The organism is Luteibacter sp. UNC138MFCol5.1 (assembly GCF_900110505.1).
Classification (GTDB): domain Bacteria; phylum Pseudomonadota; class Gammaproteobacteria; order Xanthomonadales; family Rhodanobacteraceae; genus Luteibacter.
Window position 1 is genome coordinate 397,747 of record NZ_FODZ01000003.1, and the last position, 18,803, is coordinate 416,549.

Consider the following 18,803-nt stretch of genomic DNA (forward strand, 5'->3'; position numbering starts at 1 on the left):
TATCGGCACGCAACAAGAAACCGGCCGGAGCCGGCTTCCTTTGCTACCCGATTCGACAGCTCGATGCGAGCGACGGGTTATCAGTCCAGTATGGCCTGATCGCCTTCGACGTAATCGAACATGGCTCGCTCTCCGATCGATGCCGCCGGCATCCAGCGGATGACCGGTACCCACCGGCCCGTGGTCTCGCGGAAGTCGACCTGGTCTTTCTGCGCACTGTCGAGACCGCTGCCGAGCGAATCGACGTAATAGAAGAACGCTTCGACGGGCATGGCGTCACCGATGTCGTCATACGGAGCCACGATCACCTCGTCGATGCCCCCGTAGGCATAGATGCGCCGCACCCCGACCATCTGCATCCAGGCGTGGGCCGGCCGGTCCTCCATCAATGGACGCGCGACCGCGCGGAAGGCGCAACCGTAGGTCTGCACGGGGAAGCGCTCGACGAACTGCTCGGCGGTCATCACGCCCCACTCGTCGCACTGCGTGCGGCAACGGTCGACCGTCTCACCGCTGGTCACCGCGTTGATGTAATAGACGCAACGGGAAACGAGGGGCGCGTACCCCAGCGCAGCCGCGACCTGCGCCGGATGCACGATGAAACCGTTCACCGCGTACGCGCCGGTGAAGTTCGCATCCTGGCGCAGCCACGAGAACGAGACGCCCGCCGGTCGGCCCGGAGCGAGCCACGAGTGCTCGCCGGGCTTCCATGCGGTCGCCCGCAGGAGCACGCCGGAGCATTCGACGGGCGCGGCCGTCGGCGAGCCACAGTCTTCTCGCAAGTCGTCGAAACGGCGTTGCAGTTCCGCGGCGACGGCCTGACCGTCGCGCGTCGACATGCTGGCGGCGTTCGTCCGTGGAAAAGCCTCCGGCGAGGTCGCCGACGCGAGGACGTGGAAGGGGAAAAGCAAGGCCGCGGCGAGCGGCAGCAGCGAACGGAAGCGCGGATAGCGCATGAATCATTCCTCCCTGGAATGTGAGTCCGGCCTTATTGGCCGCGCGCATCCTAGCAGCGCGCCTCCCGTTTCCCGCGAGGTGCCGCCACAAGTTGGCACACTATCCAATGCCCGGGCGGCATACGCCGATCGAACAAAAAAAACCGGCCGAAGCCGGTTTTTTTTGCCGCAGGACAAACAGCGTCAGCGGCGATCGCGGATCGCCTTGATGAGACCCTGCGTGGCGCCGTCGAACTGCGACAGGTCGCCGGGATCCTTGTCGTTCGCGAGCGACGGATAGATCTGCTTGGCGATCACCTTGCCGAGCTCCACGCCCCACTGGTCGAACGCGTTGATGCCCCACAGGTGACCGAGCATGAACACCTTGTGCTCGTAGAGGGCGATCAGCGCGCCGAGCGAATGCGGGGTCAGCGCATCGAGCATGAAGACCGTGCTCGGACGATCGCCCTTGAACGTGCGCTGCGCGGCGAGCGCGCGACGCTCGGCTTCCGTGCCCGTCTTCGCTTCGGCGAGCGCTTCCTCGAACGTCTTGCCGAGCGAAAGCGCGGCGGCCTGCGCGAGCAGGTTCGAAAGCAGGACGTCCTGGTTCTCGCGCAGCGGATGCGCCGGCTTCACCACGCCGATGAACTCCAGCGGCACGGTGTCGGTGCCCTGGTGCAGCGCCTGGAAGTAGGCGTGCTGCGCGTTCGTGCCGATGCTGCCCCAGACCACGGGCACCGTCGACTGCGCGACTTCGCTGCCATCGTCCGGATGCACGTGCTTGCCGAGGCTTTCCATCTCCAGCTGCTGCAGGTACGACGGGAGGTCGGCGAGGTAATCGACGTACGGAACGACGGCGCGGCTGCTGCGCCCGAGGATGTTACGGTTCCAGAACTCCGCGATGGCCAGGAGCACCGGCACGTTGTCCTGCCACTCCGCCGTGCGGAAGTGATCGTCGGCCTCCGCGGCGCCGGCCAGCAGATCGCGGAAGCCCTGCATGCCGATGGAGAACGCGATCGAGGCGCCCACGGCGGACCAGAGCGAGAAACGGCCGCCGACGTAATCCCACATCGGCAGCACCTGCGAGGCGCCCCACTTGTTGACGGCCTCGACGTTCGAGCTCACGGCGATGAAGTGCTTCGAGGTCTTCGCCTCGTCGCCGCCGTTCGCCTTGAGAATCCAGTTGCGGAAGACGCCGCCGTTGAGGAGGGTCTCCTGCGTGTTGAAGCTCTTGGAAACGAGGATCACCAGCGTGCGCGTGGGATCGAGTTTCTTCATCAGGTCGTTGGCGGCCTGGCCGTCGACGTTGGTGAGGAAGTGGCTCGTGATGCCCTTGACGTGGAACTGCTCGAGCGCGTGCACCGCGAGACGCGGGCCGAGGTCCGATCCGCCGATGCCGATGTTGACGACATCGGTGACGCCGCCGATCAGGCCGACCGACTCGCCCTCGCCCTTGTGCACCGCGTTGACGAGCTGCTCGAGCTTGTCCAGGGCGTCGGCGACGTCCTTGCGGACATCGGCCGGCGCGGCGGGATGACGCGACGCACCACCACGCAGCGCGGTATGCAGCACGGCGCGATCTTCGGAGGTGTTGATGTGCTTGCCTTCGAACATCGCATCGCGGGCGGCCTTCCAGCCGGTGCCGTCGATGTAGGCGCCGACGGCGTCCAGCGCCGCGATGTCGAGCTTCTGACGCGTGATGTCGAGGAGGATGGGGCCGACGCGACGACGCAGGCGTTCACCGCGCGCTTCGTCCTGGACGAGGGCGCGAAGATGGGTCTTTGCGAGACGGGCGGCGTGCTCTGCGAACGAGGGCAACGGTGCGTGCTTTGATTCCATGGCTTCCACGTGGCTGCAACGGAGGGGAAGCGGCCATGGTACCGCAGTGCAGCGTAAGTGGATTGTATGGATGACGCCTTCGGACCGGCGGCGGGTGGCTTCTTGCCGCCCGCCGCGCGAAAGCAGGCGTTACGCCGCCTGCTTCGGGATCGAGTGGTTCGTGTGGGTGATGCGGTTGTTCGCATCGACGTACACGAGGTCCGGCTGGTACTTCGCCATCTCGGCTTCCGAGAGGCCGACGAACGCGGCGATGATCACGAGGTCGCCCGTCGAGACGCGGCGGGCCGCGCTGCCGTTCACCGAGATGATGCCCGAGCCCTCATCCGCACGCAGCGCGTACGTGACGAAGCGTTCGCCATTGTTGATGTTCCACGCGTGGATCTGTTCGTACTCGCGGATGCCCGCGGCGTCGAGCAGGTTGCCGTCGATGGCGATCGAACCTTCGTAGTTCAGCTCGGCGTGAGTCACCGTGGCCCGGTGGATCTTGCACTTGAGCATGTTGAGGTGCATGGCGGTCTCTGGGGTGTGCGGGTTGCAAAAACGCCCATTCTAACGGAGGCAGGCCCGTCCGTCGCGTGGGCTCCTTCCGTCGGTGCGCTTTATGGGGGACGGCGCCGAGAAACGCAAGTCCCCGTTCGTGAAGGGATTCAGTCGAACGGCAGGTTGTCGATCAACCGCGTCGAACCGAGCCGGGCCGCGACCAGGGCCACCAGGCCTTCGCGCTCGTCGCCGGCCGGTTCGCCCAGGTCGTCGGCGCGCCGGATCGCGACGTAGTCGGGCAAGAACCCCGCCCGCTCCAGGCGCGCCCTCGCGGCCTGCTCGAGCGCCTGCCAGGCGTGCCCCTGGCGGAACAGCTCACGCATCTGGGTCAGCGTGGCGTAGATCTGCGGCGCCCTCGCCCGCTCCTGCGGCGACAGGTACTGGTTGCGCGAACTCATGGCCAGGCCGTCCTCGTCGCGCAGGGTCGGGGCGGACATGACCTTCACCGAGAGCGAGAGGTCGGCGACCATCCGCTCGATCACCTTCAGCTGCTGGAAATCCTTCTGGCCGAACACCGCGATGTCCGGCTGGACGAGGCTGAAGAGCTTGGCGACGACCGTCGCAACGCCGTCGAAATGGCCGGGGCGATGGGCGCCTTCCAGCGTATCGGTGATCACCGGCACGTGGATGCTGACGCTGGCGGCCGGGCCGAACGGGTACATGGTGGCCACCTCGGGCGCGAAGAGGATGTCGCACCCGGCTTCGGCCAGCCCCGCCTGGTCCTGCGCGAGGGTGCGGGGGTAGCGCTCGAAATCCTCGCCCGGGCCGAACTGCGTCGGATTCACGAAGACGCTCGCGACGACGCGATCGGCACGCGCACGGGCGAGTTTCAGCAGCGAGTGGTGGCCCGCGTGCAGGTTGCCCATGGTCGGCACGAAGCCGACGTTCTGGCCGGCGCTGCGCCAGCCGCGGATGGTGGCCCGGAGGGCCGCGGCGTCGGTGACGGTCTGCATCGTGCTGCCCTCAGGTGAAGCTGTGCTCGGCGGCGGGAAAACGCTTCTCGCGCACGTCGCCGACATAGGCGCCGATGGCGCCCTGGATGGAATCGCGTCCGGCGAGGAAGTCCTTGGAGAACTTCGGTCGCTTGCCCGGGGTCAGGCCCAGCAGGTCGTAGACCACCAGTACCTGACCGTCGCAGTCGACGCCGGCACCGATACCGATGGTCGGGATCGAAAGCTCGGCGGTGATGCGCGCGGCGAGCGCCGAGGGCACGCATTCGAGCACGAGCAGGTCGGCGCCGGCGGCCTCGACGGCCTTCGCGTCGGCCAGCAGCTTTTCGGCCGCTTCCTGCGTCTTGCCCTGCACCTTGTAGCCGCCGAACTTGTTGACCGACTGCGGCGTCAGGCCCAGGTGCGCGCAGACCGGGATGTCGCGTTCGGCCAGCGCCGAGATCACCTCGCAGATCCGGCCCGCGCCCTCGATCTTGACCATGGCGGCACCGCCTTCGGCCACGAGCCGCGTCGCCGCGGCCAGGGCGGACGGGACGTCGCGGTCGCTCATGAAGGGCAGGTCCGCCACCAGCAGCGTCGCGGACAGGCCGCGGGCCGCGGCGGCGGTGTGGTAGACCATGTCGTCGACCGTGACGGGCAACGTGCTCGAACGCCCCTGCACCACCATGCCGAGCGAATCGCCCACGAGGGCCACGTCGACCCCGGCGGCTTCCAGTTGCGCGGCGAAACTCGCGTCGTAGGCGGTGAGCATCACGATCTTCCGGCCGTCGGCTTTCATCGCCTTCAGGCCCGGCACGGTCACCGGCTTGCGCGCCGGCGCACTCGTATTTTCGACGTACACGCTCAAGTCGCCTTGTTGGGTGAAACCGGAATTGTCCCCCTGTCTGAGCGGTATCTCAAGGAATTCGCGGAGCCGGCAGAAGCCGGGCCACCCAGGCCGCTTCATCCAGCCGCAGGTCGTCGTCGCGGGGCTCGATGTGGCAAAGCGCCTCCGCGGTGGCCGCGCGACGGGCGAAGCTGAGCCCCGCGAAGCGTTCGTAGTCGTGGAGGCTGCGCCGCCGGCCCATCCAGTGGACGGCCCGGGGAGCCCCCTCCATGCCCAACGCCTGCCGGGCGTCGGCCAGTGCCCGCATGCCGAGCTTCGCTCCGTCGAGCGTCGTTTCCCCGCGTGCCAGCGCCGCCGCCTGATCCTCCCAGACCTTCGGGGCCGTCGGCCGGCCGTAGTAGTGCCAGAGCACGTGGCGGTGGGGGTGGAACAGATCGTACCCTTGGGTATAGGCGCGGACGGCGAGCGTGATCTCCTCGGTGTTGAAGTAGTGATCCGGGTCGGCGGGGACGTCGCGGACGAAACTTCCGTCGGCGAACGCGAATCCGCCGCTGAAGAAGCGAGCGCGGATCGGTGCCGCTGGACCGGGCGGATACATGATCGTCGTGGATCGCGTCGCGACCACGCCGGGTCCGCCGAAGGCGACGAAATCGATCTGGTAACCCTCCTCGCATCGCCCGGGCACCGGCTGGCCGGGATCGTAAGCCGGCGGGTGCGCCACGAGCACCGGCCGGAAACTGCGCTCGCGCAGCGCTTCGAGCTGCGCGATGAGTTCGCGGTCCCAATCCCGCGCGAACCGATGATGGGAATCGAGCTGCAGCGTATAGGCTTCGTCGCGGAACGCCTGCTGCGCGATCGCGCGGGCCCAGCCGCACCCACGCGACTCGCTCATGGCGTAGTCGAAGACCCTCACTGATGCCCCGCGCAGGGCGAGGCGATGATGCAGGCGTCCACCCAGCACGCCGGTGTCCACCTTGAAGCCGGCGTGGGAGAACAGCTCCGCCCCCCCCCCTCGTCATGCTGCCAGCACACCCCCACGCGAAGGCGTCGTGGCGCCTGCGCCTTCTCGATCAGGTCGACAAGCGTCGGGACGAGTTCGGGATCCCGATACGCGGGAATCTGCACGAAGATCGTGTCGTAGCGCTCGCCGTCCATGAGTGTCCATCGATCGCCGTCCTGGCGTCGGAGACGATGCTACGCCGCGTTGTCCGGCTTAAGGAAGCACCGTGCAAGCGCGGGTATCGAGCGTTTCCAGCAACAGGGACACAGTCCGCTGTCCGTCCACGACAAAGTCCGCATCGAGATCGGCCAGCGGAAGCAGCACGAAGGCGCGTTCGGCCATGCGCGGGTGTGGCACGGCCAACCGTTCGTCGTGGATCCGGGCGTCTCCATAAACGAGCAGGTCGAGGTCGAGCGTGCGCGGTCCCCAGCGCTCGCCGTCGCGCACCCTGCCGAACGCGCGCTCCGTGGCGAGGAGCACGTCGAGCAGGTCGTGAGGCGGCAGCGAGGTGTCGACCGCGATGGCGGCATTGACGAAATCCGGCTGCGGCACCGGACCCCAGGGAGGCGTCCGGTAGAACCGCGAGCGCGCCAGCACCGTGATGTCCGGGTGCTCGTCGAGCCGTGCGATGGCCGCTCCAAGGATGTCCCGGGTATCGCCGAGATTGCCACCCAGCCCGATGAACGCGCGAACGCTCACGCGCCGCCCGAGTCGCCCTTGCCTCGTCCGGCCGGCTTGCGCCGCCGGCGGCGCTTGCGAGCCGGAGCGCCGCCGGCCGCGGGCGCCGCTTCGTGGGGCGGGACGCCACCGCCGCCGAGGGCGGCGGCGAGCATCTCGGGCGGGAGCTGCTGGGCATGCGCCCACCACTCGCCGAGCTCGCGCATGCGCACCGACTCGTGCGCGCGGAGGAGCAGGAAATCGAAAGCCGCACGGAAACGCGGGTGCGACATGAGGCGGAAGACACGCTTGCGATGGATCTGTTCGAAACGTGGCTGCAGCGCCCAGATCTCTTCCATCGTGAAGGTGAAACGACGCGGGATGGCGACGCGCTGGCACTGCTCGCCGACGACGTGCACCGCGGCGCGCTGCCATGCCTCGTTCGCGTCGTAACCCTGCGCGATCCAGCCATGCGCCTGATCGCGCACTTCGCCCCACAGCAGCACGGCATACAGGAAGGCCGGGGTGACGGACTTGCCCTCGGCGATCCGCGCGTCGGTATTGGCCAGACCCTGCTCGACCAGCGCGCGCAGCGCGTGATCGCCACGCTCGAGGGCGCGGGCCGTCGCCGGGAAAAGGAACCTGAGCAGCCCGCAGGCCTCGAGCATCTTGAAGCTCTTCAGGCCGTGACCGGCGAGGAACAGCTTGAGCGACTCGTCGAACAGGCGCGCAGGCGCCGCCTCACCCAACAGGTGGCCCAGCGTGGCGAACGGGGCGGCGGTCTCCGGGTCGATGGTGAAGCCGAGCTTCGCCGCGAGACGCGCGGCGCGGAGCATGCGGACCGGATCTTCGCGATAACGCGTTTCCGGGTCGCCGATCAGGCGCATCGTGCGGTCTTCGAGATCCTGCATGCCCCCGACGTAGTCGCGCACGCTGAAGTCGGCGATGTCGTAATACAGCGCGTTGACGCGGAAATCGCGGCGTACCGCGTCTTCCTCGATCGTGCCCCAGATGTTGTCGCGGACGATCCGGCCCTCGACGATGTGACGGTCGCCCTCGCCGTTGTCTTCCCCGGTGCCGCGGAACGTGGCGACCTCGATGATCTCGGGCCCGAACACGACGTGCGCCAGACGGAAACGCCGGCCGATCAGGCGGCAGTTGCGGAACAGCCCTTTCACTTCGTCCGGCGTGGCGTTGGTCGCCACGTCGAAGTCCTTCGGATGCCCGCCCAGCAGCAGGTCGCGCACCGCGCCGCCGACGAGGTACGCGGCGAAACCGGCGTCGTGCAGGCGATACAGCACGCGCAGGGCGGCCTTGCTGATGTTCTTGCGGGAAATGGAGTGCTGATCGCGCGGGATGATACGCACTGCCGGCGAGAGCTCACTCCTGGTTTCGGGATTCAAGCGGTCGGGATCCTGGCGAGCGCTCCGGCGCCCGTTCAAGTGGCTGCCCCCACCGGACGGCCGGTGTCGGGATGAATGGGCCAAATGTAACGAATTCGACCCAATTCGACGAGCGGCGCGCAAAACCGTTGCCGAGCGTCCGAATTTGGATATACTAGCGCGCTCCGTACATCCAGTACGACTCGCTCCCTTCGTCTAGTGGTCCAGGACACCGCCCTCTCAAGGCGGGAACACGAGTTCGAACCTCGTAGGGAGCGCCATCTTTCCCCCGGCGCCGAACCGTTCGCATGACCTTTGTCGTTACCGACAACTGCATCAAGTGCAAATACACGGACTGCGTCGAGGTCTGCCCGGTGGACGCCTTCCACGAGGGCCCCAACTTCCTCGTGATCAATCCGGACGAGTGCATCGACTGCACCCTCTGCGAGCCGGAATGCCCCATCAACGCGATCTACCCCGAGGACGACGTCCCCGCGGGCCAGGAGTCGTTCGTGGCGCTTAACGCTGAACTCTCGAAGGAGTGGCCGGTGATCACCGAGCGCAAGGACGGCTTGCCGGATTCCAAGGAATGGGAAAACAAGCCGGGCAAGATCGACCTGCTTCAGCGCTGATACTCCTCACGGGCTGATATTCGCCCGCTCTCCCGTTCGTACCCTGGCCGCTTATGAGCACCCTACACCGTAGGGGCTATTGGGTCATGAGGGCTCCTGCGCGAAGCTGCGCGCAGTCACCGGGGTTTGGATCCGCCCCCCCCCCGGGACGGAGGTCGGTGGGTGGCAGCGTCTGAACCGCCAGCCGCCGACCCGCACCCGCAAGGAAGTTCGTCCGCCAGGAGGCCACGATGAATTCGCCCACTTACCGGATCGCTCGCATATTTCTGTTCGGGCTCTGCATCGCGTCCGCGGGATGCGCCGTGAGCCCGCGACGGACGCCGTCGGAGGAGGTGCGCGCCGCGCACACGGCTGAGGGAGAGGCCACCGCGGCGGCGATGCAGGCACGTTTCGATGCCGTGCTGGACAGCGATCCACTGAACGCCAGTTGTGACGGACCGCGAACGCCGGTCTTCCTGTGCAGCGGCATCCTGCTGCGAGGCACGGGGAAATTCAGCGAGGCCTACCATGCCTGGAATCCCAACCCGAACAGCACCAAACCGGGTGGCGTTTCATTCTCGTTCCTTCGTCGGGACGCGTCGTACATAAAGCTTGCGTACGGCTACAACCATGGCTTCACGGTGTGGCCGGTCTTCCACCTGCCCCAGGGCAAGTTCGAGATGGAAGTGCTGTGCTACTTCCCCATGGACGGCGCCACGGACCTGCGCTCGGATGCCGGCTGCGGACCGCACCGCGACCATCCGACCGAAAGCGTGCCTTGCCAGCAGAAGGATCCGCCGATCCTGACCGGTGCGGCGTGGCTCGCCGACTACAACGACGCGCCCGCCGGGACGAGCAAGCGCGATCAGTCGTGCGGATTCACGATGGTGAGCGGCACCTCGAATTCGGCGGCCCTGTTCAAGGAGGCGATGCACGTCCAGCACCTCTACCGCGGGGCGTTCTTCGAAAGTCAGGACGAGGCCATCATCGCCACGTGGGAGACCGGACTGGAAAAGACCATACCGCTGGAGTCCTTCATCTTCCTCGCCGGGACGGATGGGCATCTGGACTCGAAAGGCGACCAGAACGACTTCTATGTCACCAGCAAAGGCATCTGGCGACCCATCATCCGCGTCACCCTTCCGCGGGAGCCGAACGGCGAAGCCGATTTCGAGTACTACGAATCGGATCAGGCGATCCCGTGATCCGGCCAGGGCGGCGCGCCGGAAACGCGCCGAGGGCACGGATGCCCGATCGGACGAGACGATACTCAGGGAGGAGTCATGTCACGGAAGCGCTTTCGCTCGCTGTGGTCGGCGACGCCGCTACTGCTCGCCATCCTCGTCACCGCCCTTGCCACGTCAGGCTGCCTGCCCCGCCACGCGGCCGAGCGAGTTCACCCCGGCTGGGTGCGAGCCAACGGCGACGAGCCGGTCAGCCAGGACGATGCCTATGGCGAGAAAATCGCCACCGATCTCCAGGAGCGCTACGACGACTCGCAGGTCGATTGCGGCGGGCCGAGCCGACCTGTGGTCCTTTGCTCGGGAATACTGTTTCGGGCCACGGTGTACAGCCCGGACTATCACGCCTGGAACCCGAACCCCAACAACCCGAAGGGCACGGTGTCTTTCTCATGGCTGCGACACGATGCGCAGTTCCATAGCCTCTTTCTCGGCCGCTACACCCACGGTTTCGTCCTGATCCCGTTGTTCTACGCGGACCGCGCGGCGCGTCTCGATCCGTACCACAAGATGGAGGTCGTATGCGTCTACCCGATCGATGCGCAGACGGATCGCCGCGACCGGAATGGCTGCGGCGCGCATGTCAGTTATCCAGACACCAGCGCACCCTGCTTCGAGATAGGGATCGATTCCGCTGCCGACTACGTGGAGCACTATCGGGCGGAGCCGCCCTACGCGTATTCGTGCAGCATCCCTGTCGCGATCGGCGACGCGAACACCTCGGCGAACTTCACGATGTTCATCGACACCATCCGCGGCCTTGGCGACACGTCGTTCAACCAGTGGAACGAGTTGCTCATCCGCCAGTGGCCGCAGGACATCCACACGACGATCCCGCTGGAGGCCTTCTTCTACCAGTCCGGAACATCGGGACGCGACAGCGCCCGCCTCGATCAGGCCGATTTCCGCGAGGCGTCCGGCAAGTGGCTGCCGATCATTCGCTTCGACATGCCCGAATCGATCGACGCACGCGCGACCTTCCACTACGAACCATCGGACCAGAGCCCCGACATTCCATGACCCCTGACGCGAAAACGCCGCCCGAAGGCGGCGTTTTCGTCGCGCGACGAACGACGCGTCGCTTACTTGCTACCCATGCGCGACTTCAGCGCGTCGATCACGCGACGCACGCCATCGGCATCGCCCTGTGCGCGCACTTCGCTCCCCGTGCCGCTGGCGTTGATCGTGAGCACGACCGCATGCGTGCCGCCCTGCGTCGCCGAGGAACCGTTGCCGGCATCCTGCGGCGCATTCTTGCCGCCGCCGAACATGCGACGGAACAGGCCCGGACGGCCTTCCGGCTTGCCGCGGTTCACGGCCAGCTGATAAGTGTGCGTCGCGTCGTCATGGGCGGTGACCTTGCCCAGGTCGCCGACGCTCAGCAGTTCGCCGATGCGGCGGTAGGCGGCATCGGCGTCGTCGGCGAGCACGAAGCCGTCCGAGACGGGCGCGGCCGCCGGAGCGGTCGACGCGCCACCGGCCGCGCCGGAACCGACATCGGGGATGACGAGCGCGGCGCTGGTCGACGGGGTATCGAGGCCCGGCGGGATCTCCAGCGGAGCTTCCTGCTGCGCCCTTTCCCAATCCTTCTTGGAGCGGAACGCGCCGCAACCGGAAACGACCAGGACGGAGAGGAGCAGTGCCGGGACGACCAGCGCGTACGAGGTTTTCTTCATGAACTTTCGGTTCCGTTGGGAAGATTGTTTCAGGCAGCGGAGGCCAATGGTGCCAGAGCCGCGAGGGTTTCGCGCAGCGTCGCCAGCGCCGGGCCGGATTCCAGCTCGACCAACGGCAGCCGCGGCGCGGCCGAACCCAGCCCCAGAGCGGCCAGGCCGGCCTTGACCGGGATGGGGTTCGGGGCGCAGTTCAGGGCCTCGATCAACGGCGCGAGACGGGCGACCTCGATCGCCGTGCGCTGCGCGTCGCCCGAACGGGCGGCATCGCACATCGCGCGGAACGGACCGGGCACCAGGTTCGACACGACGGAGATCGTCCCCGCGGCGCCCGCCAGCATGGCCTCGTGGGCCGAGCCGTCGTCGCCGCTGAGGTAGACGAAATCGGCACGGATAAGTTCCGCGAGGGCCGCGATGCGGCCGGCGTCGCCACGCGCTTCCTTGATGCCGATGATGCCCGGATGGTCGCGCAGCACCGCCACCGTTTCCGGCGCGATGTCGCAGCCGGTGCGCGGGGGCACGTTGTAGAGGATGACGGGGAGGCCGCCCTCGTCGGCCACGGCGACGAAGTGCCGGCGCATGCCTTCCTGCGTCGGACGCACGTAGAACGGCGCCACGACCAGCGCGGCGTCCGCGCCCAGCGCCTTCGCGCGGCGCGTCGCGGCGATCGTCTTCGCGGTGCCCGCCTCGCCCGTGCCGGCGATGACCGGGATGCGGCCGCTCACATGCTTCACGGCGAAGGCGAGCAGGCGGTCGTATTCGTCGTGCTCCAGGAAATGCGATTCGCCCGTCGAACCCGCGACGACCACCGCCTGCGTGCCGCCGGCCAGCTGCTGGTCGAGCAGGCGGCCGAAGGCGTCCAGGTCGAGGGACCCGTCGGCGGCGAACGGCGTCGCCAGCGCGGTGATGCTTCCTGAGATATCCAAGGTGGAACCCGTTGTGAAATCAGCCCTTCGCATGTTACCGGGGCGTTTCCGGGGAGTCCATTCGGCAGGATTCGCCGCCTCCGGGCGTCGGCGTCTTGCCTGTCCGCGATACGGGCAAGTAAGCTGCCCCCAAAGCGTTGGTTCCGCGCCCCGCGGGACGCGCCATGGGTAGTACGCCTTGAATCGTTCCGCAGCACGCAACGCCGCCACCGATAACCAGCTCCTCATATCGACGCTGTCGCCGGCGCACCGCGCGCCCATCCTCGCGCTGGCCAAGCGGATCGCCGATTCGGGCTGCAACCTGGCCGACGCGCGCGTCTCCACGATCGGCAACGACACGTCCGTGATGCTGCTCGCCGCGGGCGCCTGGGACGCCGTGGCGAAGCTGGAAACCTCGCTGGGCAAGCTCGCCCGCGACGAGGAATTGCAGATCGTCCACTACCGGACCACGCCGCGCGAGCCGACGGCGCACCTCCTGCCCTACCTCGTCGAGGTGATCGCGGCCGACCGGCCGGGTATCCTCGTGAAGATCATCGAGTTCTTCTCGCGCCGCGACATCAGCGTGGAGCAGCTCTCGTCGATGCGTTACCAGGCGATGCAGACCGGCGCCGAGATGTTCCAGGCGCAGATCACCATCGGCATCCCCGCGGAAACGCACATCGCCGCCCTGCGCGACGATTTCCTCGAACTGTGCGATGGCCTGAACCTCGACGCCATCATGGATCCCGTCAAGTTCTGAACACCCCGGCAAGGAGGAGCGGACGCAACGCATGACCGGCAAGGGCAAGAAGGTTCCGAATCTGAAAGGCGCGCTCGGCGACGGCGGCACGCTGTCGCTGTCGTCACTGAAAGGCAGATGGGTCGTCGTGTTCTTCTATCCCAAGGACAACACGCCCGGCTGCACCAACGAGGCGAAGGACTTCCGCGATCTGTACGCGGCGTTCCAGGCCCGCGGCGCCGAGGTGATCGGCGTCTCCCGCGACTCCGTGCGCTCGCACGCGAACTTCGCCACGAAGCACGAACTCCCCTTCCCGCTCGTCTCGGATGCCGACGAGGCGTGGTGCGAGGCGTTCGACGTCATCCACGAAAAAGTGCTCTACGGCAAGCGCTACATGGGCGTCGTACGCAGCACGTTCCTGATCGATCCCGACGGCAGGCTCGCCGCGGAGTGGCGGGGCATCAAGATCCCCGGCCACGCGCAGGCGGTGCTAGAGAGTGTTCCCACCGCGTGACGGATACCGCGTCCCGCGGCTCCCTCCCCCGGCCGTCGCCGTGCGGCCGGGTATTGCAACCTCACCATGAGGTCACTTCCGCATGACCGGAAGCAAACGCATCTACGCCCTCGACACCAACGTGCTGCTGCACGACCCGACGTCGCTGTTCCGTTTCGAGGAGCATGACGTCTTCATACCGATGACGGTGCTGGAGGAACTGGACGAGAAGAAGAAAGGCGGCTCGGAAGTCTCGCGCAATGGCCGGCAGGTCAGCCGCTTCCTCAACGAACTGATCGAACGCGGCGGCCAGGGTATCCGCGACGGCCTCGAACTGGTCAATCCGCAAGGCATCAAGCTCAAGCGCGGCGCGGTCGGGCGCCTGTTCTTCCAGCAGCGCACGAGCCACGGCAACGGCAAGGCCGACAACCAGATCCTCGCTTCCGTCATCGACCTTCGCGACCAGTTCCCCGACCGCCCGGTCATCCTGGTCACCAAGGACATCAACCTTCGCATCAAGGCGTCGATCTACGGCATCACCGCCGAGGATTACGAGAACGATCGCGCGCTCGACGATTTCGCCCTGCTCTTCACCGGGTCCGATGCGCTTCCCGAGGATTTCTGGAACAGGCACCCCGAAGTGCGCTCGTGGAACGAGCGCGGCCGCACGTTCTACGAGCTCGACGTGCACGACGACGAGTCGTGGTACCCGAACCAGTGCCTGTACATGCCGGGCGAGAACGACGTCGAATTGCGGGTGCTGGAGATCCGCGGCGACGAGGACGCGCGCAAGGCGAAGCTCGTGCTGCTCGACGACCACAGCCACGCGGCGCACGGCGTCTGGGGCATCGCGGCGCGCAACCGCGAGCAGAACTTCGCGCTGAACCTGCTGATGGATCCCGACGTGGACTTCGTCACCCTGCTCGGCACCGCGGGCACCGGCAAGACGCTCCTCGCGCTGGCGGCCGGTCTCGCCCAGGTGATGGACCAGCAGCGCTACCGCGAGATCATCATGACGCGCGCCACCGTGTCCGTCGGCGAGGACATCGGCTTCCTCCCCGGCACGGAGGAAGAAAAGATGACGCCCTGGATGGGCGCGCTGACCGACAACCTGGAAGTGCTCGCCAATCCGGAAGAAGGCGGCTCGTGGGGACGGCAGGCGACGAACGACCTGCTCGCGTCGCGCGTGAAGATCCGCTCGCTGAACTTCATGCGCGGCCGCACCTTCCTCAGCCGCTACCTCATCATCGACGAGGCGCAGAACCTCACGCCGAAGCAGATGAAGACGCTGATCACCCGCGCCGGCCCGGGAACGAAGATCGTCTGTCTCGGCAACGTGGAGCAGATCGATACGCCCTACCTGACGGAAACCACCTCCGGCCTCACCTACGCGGTCGATCGCTTCAAGCTGTGGGCCCACTCGGGGCACATCACGCTGAAGCGCGGCGAGCGGTCCAGACTGGCGGATTTCGCGTCCGAAGCGTTGTAAAAGGAAAGCCACGGCGCGGGCATGAAGCCCGCGCCGCACTGCATGGAGGCAGCAAGACGTGGAACGGCATCCTTGTGTGTACGTACTGGCGAGCGGATACCGCGGAACCCTGTATGTCGGCGTCACCAGCCGGCTCGTCCAACGCATCTGGCAGCATCGACACGCCGACGTCGACGGGTTCACCCGTCGCTACGGGGTGACCCGGCTCGTCTGGTTCGAGCCGCACGTGACGATGGAATCGGCCATCCGCCGCGAAAAGGCATTGAAGCGTTGGCGGCGCGCATGGAAGCTGGAACTGATCGAAGCGGAAAATCCCGCGTGGGCCGATCTGTACGAAAGCCTCTTGTAAGAAAGCCCGCCTGCCATGAACCGGGGACGTGGGTACCGGCGTACGCCGGTACGACGGTGAGGTCTCGTCATACCGGCGAACGCCGGTAACGACGGCGACCACCTGCATGAAATCCCGCAGCGATATCGCCCGCCATGGACCGGGGACGTGGGTACCGGCGTACGCCGGTACGACGGTGAGGTCTCGTCATACCGGCGAACGCCGGTAACGACGGCGACCACCTGCATGAAATCCCGCAGCGATATCGCCCGCCATGGACCGGGGACGTGGGTACCGGCGTACGCCGGTACGACGGCGAGGTCTCGTCATACCGGCGAACGCCGGTATCCACGGCGACCACCTGCATGAAACCCCGCAGCGATATCGCCCGCCATGGACCGGGGACGTGGGTACCGGCGTACGCCGGTACGACGGCGAGGTCTCGTCATACCGGCGAACGCCGGTATCCACGGCGACCACCTGCATGAAACCCCGCAGCGATATCGCCCGCCATGGACCGGGGACGTGGGTACCGCCGCACGCCGGTACGACGGTGAGGTCTCGTCATACCGGCGTACGCCGGTATCCACGGCGACCACCTGCATGAAACCCGCAGCGATATCGCCCGCCATGGCTCGGGGACGTGGGTACCGGCGTACGCCGGTACGACGGTGGGGTGTCGTCATACCGGCGCACGCCGGTATCCACGGCGACCACCTGCATGAAACCCGCGGCGCCCCGCTATGCTGTCCCACCATGCATCCCGCGAAACCCAACATTCTCACCATCGCAGGCTCCGACTCGGGCGGCGGTGCCGGGATCCAGGCCGACCTGAAGACGTTCCACGCGCTCGGCGCGCATGGCCTGACCGCCATCACCGCCGTCACGTCCCAGAACACCCGAGGGGTCACGGCGATCCATGCGCTACCGCGCGCGCACGTCCGCAGCCAGATCGATACCGTGTTCGACGACTTCCCCATCGCCGCGGTGAAGACCGGCATGCTGGGAAGCGCCGCCGTCACACGCCACGTCGCGACCCAGATGCGGCGGCGGAAGCCGGCCTGGCTCGTCGTCGACCCCGTGATGGTCGCCACCACCGGCGCGCGGCTGCTCGACAACGACGCCATGGAAACGCTGCTGACCCGCCTCATTCCGCTGGCGGACGTCCTGACCCCCAACCTGCCCGAAGCCGAGGCGCTGCTCGGTAGGGCGCTGGGGCGAGACATCGATGCGGCCGGGGCCGACCTGCTGGCCCTCGGCGCACGCGGGGTCCTGCTGAAAGGCGGGCATGGGCGCGGGGCGGAGGTCGTCGACCGCTACTACGATGCCCACGGCATGTTCGAGGTGCGCCATCCCCGCCTGCCGATCGAAGGCCACGGAAGCGGTTGCACGCTCGCGTCCGCCGTGGCCGCGGGCCTCGCGCGGGGCAAATCGCCGCACGCGGCCGTCCGCGCGGCGATCGCGTGGGTGGACAAGGCGTTACGGCGGGGCTGGCGGCCAGGCGCGAGCGCCGTCCACGTGCTCGGACATTGAGCGCGGAGTATCCTATCCGCGTTGATACCGGCCCCCGGGGCCCCAGATATCGCCCGTCACCCTCGAGTCCAACCCCATGAATTTCCTCGGGCCGCGCTTCATCGTCCTGTACATCCTGATCCTCTTCACGCTGTGCGTCCTGCTCGTGCACCTGCGCGGCCGCTCGCGCCTGCGCTTCGATCGCCAGCTGGTGGATCACTCGGCGATCTTCGCCCCATACAACCTGCTGATGTACGCGTTCTCCGCGGTGCCGGCGCGCCCGATCCTCGATCGCCGCGGGTTCCCGCAACTCGACCTGCTGCAGAACAACTGGCAGGTCATCCGCGAGGAAGCGATGCACCTCTTCGACGAGGGGTTCATCCGCTCGGCGGAAAAGCACAACGACGCCTCGTTCAACTCGTTCTTCAAGCAGGGCTGGAAGCGCTTCTACCTGAAGTGGTACGGCGAACCGCTCGCCTCCGCCGAAGCCCTCTGCCCGGAGACGGTGAAGCTGCTGAACTCGATCCCGAGCGTGAAGGCGGCGATGTTCGCGCTGCTGCCGCCCGGCAGCAAGCTCAACCCGCACCGCGATCCGTTCGCCGGCTCCCTGCGCTACCACCTCGGCCTCATCACGCCGAACTCGGACGACTGCCGCATCTTCGTCGACGGCGAGATGCACGCCTGGCGCGACGGCAAGGACGTCGTCTTCGACGAGACCTACGTGCACTGGGCCGAGAACCGCACCGACCAGACGCGCGTGATCCTCTTCGCCGACGTCGAGCGCCCGCTGAAAAGCGGCATGATGACGGCGATCAACAAGCGCGTCGGCGCCTTCATGGGCTCGATCACCGCGTCGCCGAACAGCGACGACGGCAAGGAACAGGTCGGTTTCGTCAATCGCATGTTCGCGCTGAACCAGCGCGGCCGCGAGCGCACGCGGCGCTTCAAGAAAGCCAACCCGAAGCTCTTCCGCGTCGCCAAGTACATCGGCATCGTGCTGATGGTCTGGCTGATCTTCCTCGCGCCCTACCCCTTCTTCCGGGGTTAAGCCGACTTCACGCGCCGCCGCTCCGATGGCGCGATACTCCGGTCGGGTGAGCCCCCCGACGGAGACACCGGCAATGAAGCGACCTGGCTGGATCGTCACGCTACTCGTTCCGCTGGCCGCCTTCGTGGCCGCGGCGCACGGAGGGACGGTGCCCGCGCAGGCCCCGCGCGACCTGGGGCCCGTCGTGGCGCGCCTCGTCGACGCCACGACGACGGACGCGGAAAGCCAGGCTCTGGCGTTCCGCGCTCTGATAGGACTGGGCCGCCCAGCCGTTCCCTATGTGGTATCGCACCTCGGCGACGGCCGACGCCTGCCCGAACGCTCGATATGGATACGGGCACCCACGGGACGCGCGGATACGCAGTACCACCCCTGGTTCGTGCACGACGGACTGCTCGCGGTGCTGAAGGAAATCACGGGGTATTCCCGCGCGCCACTCACAGGACACCTGCTGCCGTCGCAGCGGGAGCGCAGCGTTCGCAAGTGGGTGCGGTATTGCGAAGAGCGCTATCCCGCGCAGGCGAAGGTGTGCAGCTCGGGCGTCGCCGTCGCCCCGACGCACGCTGGAGTCCGCGGCGAGACGATCGTTCGTCGCGAGGATTGACCACCCTTCCGGACGAAAAAAACCCCGCTTT

At 67.1% G+C, this 18,803-nt stretch carries 20 protein-coding genes and 1 tRNA gene; 11 read left to right on the plus strand and 10 right to left on the minus strand.

The annotated features are described in order from the left end of the window. Positions 1-80: 80 nt before the first annotated feature. The 8 genes from BMY69_RS10275 to pcnB form a co-directional block, all read right to left on the minus strand. Positions 81-956, minus strand: coding sequence for a hypothetical protein (locus BMY69_RS10275; RefSeq protein WP_090177728.1), 876 nt, complete (start codon positions 954-956; stop codon positions 81-83). A 183-nt stretch (positions 957-1,139) separates the two neighbouring features. After that, a complete protein-coding gene (pgi, locus tag BMY69_RS10280; protein WP_090177730.1) occupies positions 1,140-2,774 on the minus strand; it encodes a glucose-6-phosphate isomerase in 1,635 nt (544 codons plus the stop codon). Between the two features lie 129 nt (positions 2,775-2,903). Next, positions 2,904-3,284: an aspartate 1-decarboxylase gene (panD, locus tag BMY69_RS10285; RefSeq protein WP_090054324.1), complete on the minus strand. Its 381-nt coding sequence runs from the start codon at positions 3,282-3,284 to the stop codon at positions 2,904-2,906. Between the two features lie 137 nt (positions 3,285-3,421). Further along, entirely contained in the window at positions 3,422-4,267 is an 846-nt protein-coding gene (gene panC, locus BMY69_RS10290) for a pantoate--beta-alanine ligase (protein ID WP_090177732.1), read from the minus strand. A gap of 10 nt (positions 4,268-4,277) precedes the next feature. Further along, positions 4,278-5,105, minus strand: coding sequence for a 3-methyl-2-oxobutanoate hydroxymethyltransferase (gene panB, locus BMY69_RS10295; RefSeq protein ID WP_090177735.1), 828 nt, complete (start codon positions 5,103-5,105; stop codon positions 4,278-4,280). A gap of 55 nt (positions 5,106-5,160) precedes the next feature. Continuing rightward, a complete protein-coding gene (locus BMY69_RS10300; RefSeq protein ID WP_343124098.1) occupies positions 5,161-6,063 on the minus strand; it encodes a GlcNAc-transferase family protein in 903 nt (300 codons plus the stop codon). Positions 6,064-6,303: 240 nt separating this feature from the next. Continuing rightward, on the minus strand, positions 6,304-6,789 hold the full coding sequence (folK, locus tag BMY69_RS10310) for a 2-amino-4-hydroxy-6-hydroxymethyldihydropteridine diphosphokinase (RefSeq protein WP_090177743.1): 486 nt from the start codon (positions 6,787-6,789) through the stop codon (positions 6,304-6,306). Continuing rightward, entirely contained in the window at positions 6,786-8,150 is a 1,365-nt protein-coding gene (gene pcnB / locus BMY69_RS10315; RefSeq protein WP_090177746.1) for a polynucleotide adenylyltransferase PcnB, read from the minus strand. Before pcnB ends, folK begins: the two co-directional genes overlap by 4 nt. A 184-nt stretch (positions 8,151-8,334) precedes the next feature. Here pcnB and BMY69_RS10320 point away from each other — a divergent pair. The 4 genes from BMY69_RS10320 to BMY69_RS10335 all read left to right on the plus strand — a co-directional run bounded on the left by BMY69_RS10320 (position 8,335) and on the right by BMY69_RS10335 (position 11,001). Further along, positions 8,335-8,410 (plus strand) — tRNA-Glu (locus tag BMY69_RS10320). Positions 8,411-8,437: 27 nt separating this feature from the next. Beyond that, positions 8,438-8,761, plus strand: a complete 324-nt coding sequence (gene fdxA / locus BMY69_RS10325) for a ferredoxin FdxA (RefSeq protein WP_090054336.1) — start codon at positions 8,438-8,440, stop codon at positions 8,759-8,761. 230 nt (positions 8,762-8,991) lie between these two features. Then, on the plus strand, positions 8,992-9,945 hold the full coding sequence (locus BMY69_RS10330; RefSeq protein ID WP_090177749.1) for a hypothetical protein: 954 nt from the start codon (positions 8,992-8,994) through the stop codon (positions 9,943-9,945). A gap of 78 nt (positions 9,946-10,023) precedes the next feature. Next, complete coding sequence (locus BMY69_RS10335; protein WP_090177752.1) at positions 10,024-11,001, plus strand: hypothetical protein; 978 nt, start codon at positions 10,024-10,026, stop codon at positions 10,999-11,001. Between the two features lie 62 nt (positions 11,002-11,063). Here the strand turns inward: BMY69_RS10335 and BMY69_RS10340 are convergent, their stop codons facing one another. Then, positions 11,064-11,657: a hypothetical protein gene (locus BMY69_RS10340; RefSeq protein WP_090177754.1), complete on the minus strand. Its 594-nt coding sequence runs from the start codon at positions 11,655-11,657 to the stop codon at positions 11,064-11,066. Between the two features lie 29 nt (positions 11,658-11,686). Next, positions 11,687-12,580 (minus strand): 4-hydroxy-tetrahydrodipicolinate synthase, encoded by an 894-nt coding sequence (gene dapA / locus BMY69_RS10345; protein ID WP_090054343.1) that lies wholly within the window; start codon positions 12,578-12,580, stop codon positions 11,687-11,689. 178 nt (positions 12,581-12,758) lie between these two features. Between dapA and BMY69_RS10350 the strand changes: the two genes are divergently transcribed. From BMY69_RS10350 to BMY69_RS10380, 7 genes are all read left to right on the plus strand, one after another. Beyond that, positions 12,759-13,319 (plus strand): glycine cleavage system transcriptional repressor, encoded by a 561-nt coding sequence (locus BMY69_RS10350; protein ID WP_090054345.1) that lies wholly within the window; start codon positions 12,759-12,761, stop codon positions 13,317-13,319. Positions 13,320-13,350: 31 nt separating this feature from the next. Next, complete coding sequence (locus BMY69_RS10355) at positions 13,351-13,812, plus strand: peroxiredoxin (RefSeq protein ID WP_090054347.1); 462 nt, start codon at positions 13,351-13,353, stop codon at positions 13,810-13,812. Between the two features lie 82 nt (positions 13,813-13,894). Then, the gene (locus BMY69_RS10360) at positions 13,895-15,280 is read left to right on the plus strand and encodes a PhoH family protein (RefSeq protein ID WP_090177755.1); all 1,386 of its coding nucleotides are present in this window, start codon (positions 13,895-13,897) and stop codon (positions 15,278-15,280) included. 58 nt (positions 15,281-15,338) lie between these two features. Further along, the gene (locus BMY69_RS10365) at positions 15,339-15,629 is read left to right on the plus strand and encodes a GIY-YIG nuclease family protein (RefSeq protein WP_090054351.1); all 291 of its coding nucleotides are present in this window, start codon (positions 15,339-15,341) and stop codon (positions 15,627-15,629) included. A gap of 735 nt (positions 15,630-16,364) precedes the next feature. Beyond that, positions 16,365-17,141, plus strand: coding sequence for a bifunctional hydroxymethylpyrimidine kinase/phosphomethylpyrimidine kinase (thiD, locus tag BMY69_RS10370; protein ID WP_090177757.1), 777 nt, complete (start codon positions 16,365-16,367; stop codon positions 17,139-17,141). Between the two features lie 100 nt (positions 17,142-17,241). After that, complete coding sequence (locus BMY69_RS10375) at positions 17,242-18,168, plus strand: aspartyl/asparaginyl beta-hydroxylase domain-containing protein (protein WP_304441824.1); 927 nt, start codon at positions 17,242-17,244, stop codon at positions 18,166-18,168. Between the two features lie 73 nt (positions 18,169-18,241). Then, positions 18,242-18,772, plus strand: coding sequence for a hypothetical protein (locus BMY69_RS10380; RefSeq protein ID WP_090177763.1), 531 nt, complete (start codon positions 18,242-18,244; stop codon positions 18,770-18,772). Positions 18,773-18,803 lie beyond the last annotated feature (31 nt).